The following is a 10,825-nucleotide window of genomic DNA, read 5'->3' on the forward strand; positions in this document are numbered from 1 at the left end:
CGCTCCCGCGGCACGTCCCACCCGGCTGCGACACTGGGGCCATGCGCGTCCTCGGAGTCGACCCCGGCCTCACCCGTTGCGGCCTGGGCATCGTCGACTCCGACCCGCGCCGCACCCTGTCGCTCGTCGAGGTGGGCGTGCTGCGCACCCCGCCGGACATGCCGATCCAGCAGCGCCTGCTCACCATCTCGGCGGGCATCGAGGAGTGGATCGTCCGGCACGACGTCGAGGCCGTCGCCGTGGAGCGCGTCTTCGCCCAGCACAACGTCGCCTCGGTCATGGGCACGGCGCAGGTCGCCGGGCTCGCCATGGTCGCCGCCGCGCGCGCCGGCCTGCCCCTGGGCATGCACACGCCCAGCGAGGTCAAGGCCGCGGTCACCGGCTCCGGACGCGCCGACAAGCCCCAGGTGCAGGAGATGGTGCGCCGCATCCTCCGGCTGGCCGAGCGTCCCGAGCCGGCCGACGCCGCCGACGCCCTCGCGCTGGCCGTCTGCCACCTGTGGCGCGGCGGTACCCCCGGCGTCGGGCCCACGGCCCGGCACGCGACGCCCGCGCAGGAGGCGTGGGCGAGGGCCGAGCTCGCGGCGCGGCGGTCCCGGCCTGTCACCCGCAGCCGGTAACCTTTTCGCACACACGTTCGCCCGGTCGCGCTCCGGGCCGGGATTGGAGCAGCCGTGATCGCCAGCGTCCGGGGGACCGTCGAGTCCGTGCGGCTCGACTCCGCCGTCGTCGAGGTCGGCGGGATCGGGCTGCGCGTGCAGGCCACCCCCGGCACCCTCGCGGGCCTGCGGCCCGGCACGGACGCCCGGCTGGCCACCGCCCTCGTCGTGCGCGAGGACTCCCTCACCCTGTTCGGCTTCGCCGACGACGACGAGCGCGAGGTCTTCGAGATCCTCCAGACCGTCAGCGGCGTGGGTCCTCGCCTCGCCCTGGCCGTCCTCGCCGTCCACCAGCCCGACGAGCTGCGCACCGCCGTCGCCGCGGAGGACGTCGTCGCCCTCACCCGCGTGCCCGGCATCGGGAAGAAGGGCGCCCAGCGCATCCTCCTCGAGATCGGGGACAAGCTCGGTCCCGCGCGCGGTGAGGTGCGCGCCGCTCCGGTGGCCACCGACTCCCAGCCCGAGGTCGTCGACGCGCTCGTCCAGCTCGGCTGGTCCGCCAAGGCCGCCGAGGACGCCGTGAGCACCGTCCTCGCCGAGCCCGCGGCCGACAGGGACGTCGCCGCCGTGCTGCGCGGCGCGCTCCAGCACCTGGGGGGCCACGGCCGTGGCTGACGACGCCGCCTTCCTCGACGCCGAGGCCGACGAGCTCGAGCGCGCCGCCGAGGCCGCGCTGCGCCCGCGCCGGCTGGCGGACTTCGTCGGCCAGGCGGTCGTCCGCGACCAGCTCGCCCTCGTCCTGGACGCCGCCAAGGCCCGCGGCTCCGCGCCCGACCACGTCCTCCTCTCCGGGCCGCCCGGGCTCGGCAAGACGACGCTCGCGATGATCATCGCCGCCGAGCTCCAGGGCGCGCTGCGCCTCACCTCCGGTCCGGCAGTCCAGCACCCCGGGGACCTCGCCGCGATCCTCTCCTCGCTCCAGGAGCACGACGTCCTGTTCATCGACGAGATCCACCGCCTGGCCCGGCCGGTGGAGGAGATGCTCTACCTCGCGATGGAGGACTTCCGCGTCGACGTCGTCGTCGGCAAGGGGCCCGGCGCCACCGCGATCCCGCTCACCCTGCCGCGCTTCACCGTCGTCGGGGCCACCACGCGCGCCGGCCTGCTGCCGGCGCCGCTGCGGGACCGGTTCGGCTTCACCGGCCACCTGGAGTTCTACTCGCCGGCCGAGCTCGAGCAGGTGCTCAGCCGCAGCGCCCGGCTCCTCGGCGCCGAGCTCGAGCCGGCCGCGGCCGTTGAGCTCGCCGGCCGCTCCCGGGGGACGCCCCGGATCGCCAACCGGCTGCTGCGCCGCGTGCAGGACTGGGCGCAGGTGCGGGGGACCGGCTCCCTCGACCTCGCCGCCACGCACGCCGCCCTCGACCTCTTCGAGGTCGACGAGCGCGGCCTGGACCGCCTGGACCGCTCGGTGCTCCGCGCACTGTGCGAGCGCTTCGGCGGCGGGCCGGTCGGCCTGTCCACGCTCGCCGTCGCCGTGGGGGAGGAGCCCGAGACCGTCGAGACCGTCGCCGAGCCCTTCCTCGTGCGCGAGGGCCTCGTCTCGCGCACGCCCCGCGGACGCGTCGCCACCGCCGCCGCCTACGAGCACCTCGGTCTCACCCGCCCGGACGACGGCGCGCTCTGGGCCTGAGGGCGGTTTCGTCCTGTCAGCCGCGTCACCTAGACTCAATCAGTATTTTGCCGCCGGTGAGACGCGCCCTGTCGCGATCCCACCGCCATCAAGGGAGTAGTGCCGTGGAGTTTCTCATCCTCATCGCCGTGTTCGGACTCATGATGTGGATGATGTCCCGAGGGGCGAAGAAGCAGCGCCAGGCCGCCGCCGAGCTGCGCAACAACCTCGAGGTCGGCCAGCAGGTCATGACCGCCTCCGGCTTCTACGGCACGATCGTCGACGTCGACGGCGACGTCATCACCCTCGAGTCCACCCCCGGCGTCGAGACCATGTGGAAGCGCGAGGCGGTCCACTCCGTCACCGAGCCGCCCTTCGCGGTCGTGGACGAGGACACCGCCGACGACGAGGACGTCACCACGGTCGAGGTTCCCGACGACGCCTCCTCGCTCACCCGTACGGACGAGCCCGTCGTCACCGACGAGCGCCCCGGCGACGAGAGCGACGAGCGGCGCGCCTGAGCGCCCCTCCACACAGAGAGAAGATCGCGTTGGCGACAACCGCCCCACGCCCCCTGCGCAGGATCATCGTCCTGCTCGTCATCGTCGCAGCGATGTTCGGCTCCGTTGCGATCGCCCAGCAGCTGGGTGACGACGACGCCGAGGGCGGTGCGTCCTTCGCGCCCGGCCTCGCGCTCGACCTCGAGGGTGGCGTCCAGCTCATCCTCACCCCCCGGCTCGACCCGGAGGCCGAGGGCGGCGACGGTGAGATCACCGACGACGACATCGACCAGGCCATCGAGATCATCCGCCAGCGCGTGGACGCCTCCGGCGTCGCCGAGGCTGAGATCACCCGACAGGGCTCCGCCAACATCGTCGTCGGCCTCCCCGGCCGGCCCGACGAGGCCACCCTCGACCTCGTGCGCCAGTCGGCGGAGCTGCGCTTCCGCCCCGTCCTCACGATGACCGACCCGACGCCGATCGACCCCGGCCAGGAGGGCCTGCCCACCGGGCCCGAGGGCGACGCCGAGGCCGGCGCGCCGCAGGACGGCGAGGGGACCACTGAGGAGCCGGCGGCCGACGAGACCACCGACGGAAGCGAGACCACCGAGGCGCCCGCCGACGGCGAGGCCACCGAGGCGCCCGCCGACGGCGACGCCGCCGAGGCGCCCGCCGAGGACGAGGCGCCTGCCGACGCGGACCGCTCGGCGATCGAGGAGGCGGCCTTCGCCGTCGCCGACGAGAACGGTGACGGTGAGCTCTCGAGCACCCCGGCGACCGAGCCGACGAGCAACAGTGACGTCGCCTGGATCACCGAGCAGCTGGTCTACGACCTCTACACCCTGGACTGCACCGATCCCGCGAACCTCGTCGGCGGCGTCGAGGACGCTGCCGACGAGCCGCTCGTGTCCTGCGCCCAGGACGGCACGACGAAGTTCGTCCTCGGTCCCGTGGACGTCGAGGGCACGCAGGTCGAGTCGGCCGGCTCCGGCCTCGAGGTCACCCAGGGCGGAGTGACGACCAACAACTGGGTCGTCGACATCGAGTTCAACGGCGAGGGCACCGAGCAGTTCCGTGAGGTCTCCGAGCGGCTCGTCGCCCAGCCCAGCCCCCAGAACCAGTTCGGCATCGTCCTGGACGGGCTCGTCGTCTCCGCCCCGCGCATGAACGTCGCGATCCCCGACGGCCAGGCCCAGATCTCCGGCAGCTTCACCCGCGAGAGCGCGAACACCCTGGCCAACCAGCTGAACTTCGGCTCCCTGCCGCTCAACTTCGAGGTCCAGAGCGAGGAGCAGATCTCCGCGACCCTTGGGGCCGAGCACCTGCGCAGCGGCCTCATCGCCGGCCTCGGTGGCCTCCTGCTCGTTGCGCTCTACCTCCTGTGGCAGTACCGCGGCCTCGCCGTCGTCGCGGTGAGCAGCCTTCTCATCGCCGCCGTCACGACGTACGGCGCGATCATCGTGCTGTCGTGGCTGCAGGGGTACCGGCTGTCGCTCGCCGGCGTGGCCGGCCTCATCGTCGCGGTCGGCATCACGGCGGACTCCTTCATCCTGTACTTCGAGCGGATCCGCGACGAGATCCGCGACGGCCGCACGCTCGAGGGCGCCGTGGAGCACGGATGGAACCGCGCGAAGCGGACGATCGTCGTCTCCGACCTCGTCACCCTGCTCGCCGCGGTCATCCTGTACTTCCTCGCCGTCGGCGGGGTGCGGGGCTTTGCCTTCACCCTCGGCCTCACGACGGTCATCGACCTCGTCGTCGTCTACCTGTTCACCCACCCGACCATGCAGCTGCTCATCCGCACGCGCTTCTTCGGCGAGGGGCACCGCCTGTCGGGCCTCAACCCCGAGAGCATCGGCGTCGACCCCGCGCGCTACCGCGGCCGCGGTCGCGTCGGTGAGGCACGGACGCGACCCCCGGCCGCCGCCCGGAAGGAGCCCGCGCGCGAGAAGCAGCCCGTGGGCGCCGGCCGGATGACGATCGCGGAACGGCGGGCCGCCGAGCGTCTCGCCGCCGAGCAGCAGGCGACGACCACCGAGGAGGAGGGCCGATGACCCGCCTGTCCCAGCTGGGCAACGAGCTTCACACCGGCAACCGCTCCTTCCCCTTCGTCCAGCGCCGCCGCACGTGGCTCACCGCCGCGGCCGTGCTCGTCCTGCTCTCCGTGCTTCTCGTCGCCTTCAAGGGCATCAACGCGGGTATCGAGTTCACCGGTGGCTCTCAGTTCACCGTCACGGGCACACAGAACCTGGAGGAGCAGCCTGCCCACGACGTCGTCGCGGAGGTCGGTACCGGCCAGGTGGCGCGCGTGTCGACGGTCGGCTCGACCTCCGTGCGCGTGCAGACCGAGAAGCTCAGCACCGAGCAGACGGACGCGGTGCGTCAGGGCCTGGCCGAGGCCTACGAGGTCCCGGAGGCGGACGTCGCCTCCACCTTCATCGGCCCCTCCTGGGGGCAGGACATCACGCGCCAGGCGCTCGTGGGCCTGATCGTCTTCATCGTTCTTGTGACGATCGTGCTCTCGATCTACTTCCGCAGCTGGCAGATGGCCGGCGCGGCCCTCGTCTCCCTCATCAACGACCTGGTGCTCACGGTCGGCGTGTACGCCCTCATCGGGTGGGAGGTCACCCCGGCCACGGTCATCGGGCTGCTGACGATCCTCGGGTACTCGCTCTACGACACCGTCGTCGTCTTCGACAAGGTCCGGGAGAACACCCAGGACCTCAGCGAGCAGCACGACCGGACCTACGCCGAGCTGTCCAACCTCGCGGTCAACCAGACCCTCGTCCGGTCGATCAACACCTCGCTCACCTCGCTCCTGCCCGTCGGGTCGATCCTCTTCGTCGGTGCGCTCCTCCTCGGGGCGGGCACGCTCCGCGACATCGCCCTCGCGCTGTTCGTCGGCATGTTCGTCTCGACGGTGTCCTCGGTCTTCGTCGCGACGCCGCTGCAGGTCGTCCTGCAGGAGCGCAGCGCGGGGATCCGTCAGCACACCGACGACGTCCTCGAGCGCCGTCGCCGCCGGACGGCCAAGGAGACCGCGGCCGTCGCGGCCGCCCCGGCCGCCGCGGCGGCTCCCGAGGAGAGCACCGTCGCCGGGACCCACCGTGGCCAGGCGGCCCAGCCCAAGCGCCGGAAGGGGCGACGATGACCGACTTCCCCGAGGAGCTCACCCAGCTGCTCGACTCCCACGTCCGTGAGGTGCCCGACTTCCCCGAGCGAGGGGTCCTGTTCCGGGACATCACGCCGCTGCTCGCCGACGGTCCCGCGTTCGCGGCGCTCGTCGACGCTCTGGCCGAGCGCTACCGCGGCAAGGTCGACGCCGTCGCCGGGCTCGAGTCGCGTGGCTTCATCCTCGCGGCCCCGCTCGCCCACGCGCTCGGCGTCGGGATGATCACCATCCGCAAGGCCGGGCGTCTGCCCGGACCTGTGACCGGGGTGGACTACACCCTCGAGTACGGGACGGCGCGGCTGGAGCTGCGCCCCGAGACGGTGGCGGCGGACCAGCGGGTCCTCATCATCGACGACGTCCTCGCCACCGGGGGCACCGCGCGCGCCGCCATCGAGCTCATCGAGGGCGCCGGGGCGCAGGTGGCTGGCCTGACGATGCTCCTCGAGCTCGACGAGCTGCGCGGCCGCGAGCAGCTCACGGGCTACCCGCTGGACAGCATCCTGCGCTACTGACGGCCCCGGTGCTCGGATCCGCCGCCACGCTGCCTAGAATGGGGCGATGGCGGAGGAGACGGTCACCGGCGCAGGCCCGGACGCACGCGGACCCCGGGTGCGGTCGCGCTTCGCGCTGCTCGGCTCGCGCGGACACAGCGCGTCCCCGGCGATCGAACCGGTCCTCCACGCCCTGCGGTCCAACCATCCGCGGGCCGACACCGCGCTGATCGAGCGGGCCTTCACCGTCGCCGAGCGCGCCCACCGCGGGCAGATGCGCAAGAGCGGTGACCCGTACATCACCCACCCCGTCGCGGTGACCACGATCCTCGCCGAGCTTGGGATGACGGTGCCCACGCTGGCGGCGGCACTGCTCCACGACACCGTCGAGGACACCGACTACTCCCTCCAGCAGCTGCGCAGCGAGTTCGGTGAGGAGATCGCCCTCCTCGTCGACGGCGTCACCAAGCTCGACAAGGTCACCTACGGCGAGGCCGCCGAGGCCGAGACGGTCCGCAAGATGGTCGTCGCGATGGCGCGGGACATCCGGGTCCTCGTCATCAAGCTCGCCGACCGCCTCCACAATGCCCGCACGTGGAAGTACGTCTCGGCGAAGTCCGCGGGGCGCAAGGCCCGCGAGACGCTGGAGATCTACGCCCCGCTCGCCCACCGGCTGGGGATGAACACGATCAAGTGGGAGCTGGAGGACCTGTCCTTCGCCACCCTCTACCCCAAGGTCTACGACGAGATCGTGCACCTCGTGGCCGAGCGGGCCCCGGCGCGCGACGAGTACCTGTCCACCGTGCGCGGCCAGATCGAGTCGGACCTGCGCTCGAACAAGATCCGCGCGACCGTGACCGGCCGACCCAAGCACTACTACTCGATCTACCAGAAGATGATCGTGCGCGGCCGCGACTTCGACGACATCTTCGACCTCGTCGGCGTCCGCATCCTCGTCGACTCGGTCAAGGACTGCTACGCCGTCCTCGGCACGATGCACGCGCGCTGGAACCCTCTGCCCGGGCGGTTCAAGGACTACATCGCGATGCCGAAGTTCAACCTCTACCAGTCGCTCCACACGACCGTCATCGGTCCGGGTGGCAAGCCGGTGGAGATCCAGATCCGCACCCACGACATGCACCGCCGGGCGGAGTACGGCGTCGCGGCCCACTGGAAGTACAAGGAGGCTGCGCGCGGCCAGACCGTCGACGTCCCCAAGGGCGCGGAGGAGATGGGCTGGCTGCGCCAGCTCGTCGACTGGCAGCGGGAGACCGCCGACCCCGGGGAGTTCCTCGACTCCCTGCGCTTCGAGATCTCCGGGTCCCAGGTCTACGTCTTCACCCCCAAGGGCGACGTCATGGCCCTGGCGCCGGGCGCGACCCCCGTGGACTTCGCCTACGCCGTCCACACCGAGGTGGGCCACCGGACGGTGGGCGCCCGGGTCAACGGACGCCTCGTGTCGCTGGAGTCGCGGCTCGAGAACGGCGACACCGTCGAGGTCTTCACCTCCAAGTCCGAGTCGGCCGGCCCGAGCCGGGACTGGCTCAACTTCGTCACCACTCCCCGCGCCCGCAACAAGATCCGGGCCTGGTTCACCAAGGAGCGCCGCGAGGAGGCGATCGAGGCCGGCAAGGGCCTCATCGCCCGGGCCATGCGCAAGCAGAACCTACCGATCCAGCGCCTCATGTCGCACGACACCCTCACCGCGCTCGCGCACGAGATGAACTACGCCGACGTGTCTGCGCTCTACGCCGCGGTGGGCGAGAGCCAGGTGTCGGCGACCAACATCGTCCAGAAGCTCGTCCAGTCGATGGGCGGGGAGTCCGGCGCCGAGGAGGACCTCGCCGAGGCCACGATGCCGGGGGAGAGCCGGCCCCGGCTGCGCGCGGGCGACCCCGGCATCGCCGTCAAGGGCATGGACTCCGGGGACCTGTGGGTCAAGCTCGCCCGCTGCTGCACCCCGGTGCCCGGTGACCCCGTCGTCGGGTTCGTCACGCGCGGCTCGGGCGTCTCCGTCCACAGGACCGACTGCGGCAACCTCGAGAGCCTGCGCAACGAGCCCGAGCGCATGGTGGACGTCGAGTGGTCGCTGCACGGCCAGAGCTCCTTCCTCGTCCAGATCCAGGTCGAGGCGCTCGACCGCGCCGGCCTGCTCTCCGACGTCACCCGCGTGCTGTCGGACAACCACGTCAACATCCTCTCGGCCTCGGTCCAGACGAGCCGCGACCGCGTGGCCCTGTCGAAGTTCGTCTTCGAGATGGCCGAGCCCTCCCACCTCGGGCACGTCCTGTCCGCGGTCCGGCGCATCGACGGCGTCTTCGACGTCTACCGGATCACCGGTGCACGGTCCGAGTCCCGGATGGCGTAGCCGGCTCCTCCACAGCACCCGTCTCACGCTCGTGCCGTCCACAGCGGACGGCTGTCGACCAGCGCGGCGTCCGACGGCGGGGGCAGGCTCGGTTCATGACGCGCGCGCTGGCCTGGCTGGAGGCGCCGTCGCTCACCCCGGTGGCGGCGGTTCTTGCGGCGCTGCCAGGCCTCGGCGGTGAACGGTACGACGGACTGCTCGTGGCCACGCCGGGCGGTGGCCTGGCGCCCGTGGACGTGCTCTCCCGCCCGGCGGGCCGGGCGTGGTCCCTGCGGGGCGTCGTGCCGCCCGGCGCGGCGCTGGCGCGCAGTACGGCGGTGTGGGTCCACACCGGGCGCCTGTGCCCGGAGCGGGCGGAGGTCGTCGTCGAGCCGGGACGGCGGCTGCACGCGGGCGCCGCCGTGCACCGGCAGCGGCTGGAGGAGGGCGACGTCGAGCTCCTCGGCGGTGTCCCGACGACGACGCCGCTGCGCACCGCCGTCGACCTCCTGTGCTTCACGGAGGGCGGGCTCGCGGTCGCGGGCACGTGCGCCCTCGTCCTCGGCGGGCTTGCGCCGTCGCAGGTGCGTGAGGCGCTGAGCCGTCCCGGTCGCCGGGCGCCGGTCCGGCGCGCCACGGCCCTCCTCACGGCGGCCGAGGACGCGGCGAGGCGGCGGCGTCCATGACGCCGCCGCCTCGCCCGGGCTCAGGCTCCCGCGGAGCGCAGGATCTGGTCGAGCCAGGACTTGCGCGCCTCGAGTGCGGTGGCCGCCTCCTTCTCGGCGCGGGCGTCGCCGGCGGCGCGCGCCTGGGCCAGCTGCTGCTCGAGGGCGTCGATCGCCTCGTAGAGCTGGGCCGCCGCGCCCTCGGCACGGGCGCGCTTCTCCGGGTCGCTGCGGCTCCACCGCTCCTGGTCCGCCTCACGCACGGCCTGCTCGACCGCCCGCATCCGGCCCTCGACCCGCTGGACGTCGTTGCGCGGGACCTTGCCCGCCTCGTCCCACTTGTCCTGGATCGGGCGCAGGGCCGCCTTGGCGGCCTCCGGGTCGGTGACCGGGAGGAGCGCCTCGGCCTGCTCGAGCAGCGCGAGCTTCACCTCGAGGTTGGCCGCGTACTCCGCGTCGATCTGGGCGTTCTCGCTCTCCCGAGCCTCGTAGAAGGCCTGCCGGGCGGCACGGAAGCGTGCCCACAGGGCGTCGTCCTCCTTGCGACTGGCGCGGCCGGCCGCCTTCCAGCGGTCCATGAGCTCCCGGTAGGCCGCGGACGTGCGCCCCCAGTCGGTCGAGGTGGACAGCGCCTCGGCCTCGGCGATGAGCTGCTCCTTGGCCCGCTTGACCTCCGACTGGGTGGCGTCCAGCTGGGAGAAGAAGTGGCCGCGGTTGCGGTCGAAGGTCGTCCGCGCCCGCGAGAAGCGCTTCCACAGCGCGTCCTCCGTGGGCCGGTCGAGGCGCGGCCCCGAGCGCTGGGCCTGCTTCCACTGGTCCAGGAGCGTACGCAGCTCGTCACCGCTGGAGCGCCAGTGGGTGCTGGCCGGGTCGGCGGCGGCGATGGCCTCTGCGCGCTCGACCACGGCGGTGCGCTCCTCGAGCGCCTTTGCCTTGGCAGCCTCGCGCTCCGCGCTGATCTCCTTGCGACGGGCGGCGGCGCGCTCGCGCAGGACCTCGACGCGGGCACGCAGACCGTCGAGGTCGCCGACGGCCGCCGGCTCGGCCAGCGCCTCGGTGAGGGTCGCCAGGGTCTGGTCGATCTCCTTGGTCTGCAGCTGGGGCAGCCGGGTCTCGAAGAGGACCACCTGCGCCTGGAGGTCCAGGAAGCGGCGCACGTAGAAGGCCAGGGCCTCGTCCATGTCCGCACCGGTGTACTGGCCCACCGTGCGCTCCCCGGCGGCCTCACGCACCCAGACGGTGCCGTCGGGGTCGACCCGGCCCCAGGCGGCCGCCGCGGCGGCCTCCTTGGCGTCGTCGAGGACCGGGGCGACAACGGCCGGCGCGGGCGCGGCACCCTGCGGCGCGCGGGCCGCAGGCTTGCGCAGGGCCGAGGGCTTGGG

The 10,825-nt window shown here is 72.9% G+C and carries 10 protein-coding genes; 9 read left to right on the forward strand and 1 reads right to left on the reverse strand.

All coding sequences use genetic code 11. From position 1 onward, the window contains the following. The first annotated feature begins 41 nt into the window (after positions 1–41). The 9 genes from ruvC (at position 42) to ACWPXV_RS03715 (ending at position 9,464) form a co-directional block, all read left to right on the forward strand. Positions 42–620, forward strand: a complete 579-nt coding sequence (ruvC, locus tag ACWPXV_RS03675) for a crossover junction endodeoxyribonuclease RuvC (protein ID WP_251838364.1) — start codon at positions 42–44, stop codon at positions 618–620. 54 nt (positions 621–674) lie between these two features. Next, complete coding sequence (gene ruvA, locus ACWPXV_RS03680; RefSeq protein WP_454083953.1) at positions 675–1,274, forward strand: Holliday junction branch migration protein RuvA; 600 nt, start codon at positions 675–677, stop codon at positions 1,272–1,274. Continuing rightward, entirely contained in the window at positions 1,267–2,289 is a 1,023-nt protein-coding gene (ruvB, locus tag ACWPXV_RS03685; protein ID WP_454083954.1) for a Holliday junction branch migration DNA helicase RuvB, read from the forward strand. The genes ruvA and ruvB overlap by 8 nt, the downstream gene beginning before the upstream one ends. Before the next feature lie 104 nt (positions 2,290–2,393). After that, entirely contained in the window at positions 2,394–2,789 is a 396-nt protein-coding gene (gene yajC / locus ACWPXV_RS03690) for a preprotein translocase subunit YajC (protein ID WP_454083955.1), read from the forward strand. Positions 2,790–2,818: 29 nt separating this feature from the next. Continuing rightward, on the forward strand, positions 2,819–4,822 hold the full coding sequence (gene secD / locus ACWPXV_RS03695; RefSeq protein ID WP_454083956.1) for a protein translocase subunit SecD: 2,004 nt from the start codon (positions 2,819–2,821) through the stop codon (positions 4,820–4,822). Beyond that, positions 4,819–5,919 (forward strand): protein translocase subunit SecF, encoded by a 1,101-nt coding sequence (gene secF, locus ACWPXV_RS03700; protein WP_454083957.1) that lies wholly within the window; start codon positions 4,819–4,821, stop codon positions 5,917–5,919. Before secD ends, secF begins: the two co-directional genes overlap by 4 nt. After that, complete coding sequence (locus tag ACWPXV_RS03705; RefSeq protein WP_454083958.1) at positions 5,916–6,452, forward strand: adenine phosphoribosyltransferase; 537 nt, start codon at positions 5,916–5,918, stop codon at positions 6,450–6,452. The genes secF and ACWPXV_RS03705 overlap by 4 nt, the downstream gene beginning before the upstream one ends. A 46-nt stretch (positions 6,453–6,498) precedes the next feature. Beyond that, on the forward strand, positions 6,499–8,799 hold the full coding sequence (locus ACWPXV_RS03710) for a RelA/SpoT family protein (protein ID WP_454083959.1): 2,301 nt from the start codon (positions 6,499–6,501) through the stop codon (positions 8,797–8,799). Positions 8,800–8,894: 95 nt separating this feature from the next. Beyond that, positions 8,895–9,464, forward strand: coding sequence for a hypothetical protein (locus tag ACWPXV_RS03715; RefSeq protein WP_454083960.1), 570 nt, complete (start codon positions 8,895–8,897; stop codon positions 9,462–9,464). A gap of 20 nt (positions 9,465–9,484) precedes the next feature. Here the strand turns inward: ACWPXV_RS03715 and ACWPXV_RS03720 are convergent, their stop codons facing one another. Next, complete coding sequence (locus ACWPXV_RS03720; protein ID WP_454083961.1) at positions 9,485–10,675, reverse strand: DUF349 domain-containing protein; 1,191 nt, start codon at positions 10,673–10,675, stop codon at positions 9,485–9,487. Between the last annotated feature and the right edge of the window lie 150 nt (positions 10,676–10,825).

Source organism: Georgenia sp. Marseille-Q6866 (assembly GCF_965111665.1).

Coding starts and splice junctions, on each gene's coding strand:
- ACWPXV_RS03715 (WP_454083960.1), top strand. CDS start 8,895: ATGACGCGCGCGCTGGCCTGGCTGGAGGCGCCGTCGCTCACCCCGGTG.
- ACWPXV_RS03710 (WP_454083959.1), top strand. CDS start 6,499: ATGGCGGAGGAGACGGTCACCGGCGCAGGCCCGGACGCACGCGGACCC.
- ACWPXV_RS03705 (WP_454083958.1), top strand. CDS start 5,916: ATGACCGACTTCCCCGAGGAGCTCACCCAGCTGCTCGACTCCCACGTC.
- secF (WP_454083957.1), top strand. CDS start 4,819: ATGACCCGCCTGTCCCAGCTGGGCAACGAGCTTCACACCGGCAACCGC.
- ruvC (WP_251838364.1), top strand. CDS start 42: ATGCGCGTCCTCGGAGTCGACCCCGGCCTCACCCGTTGCGGCCTGGGC.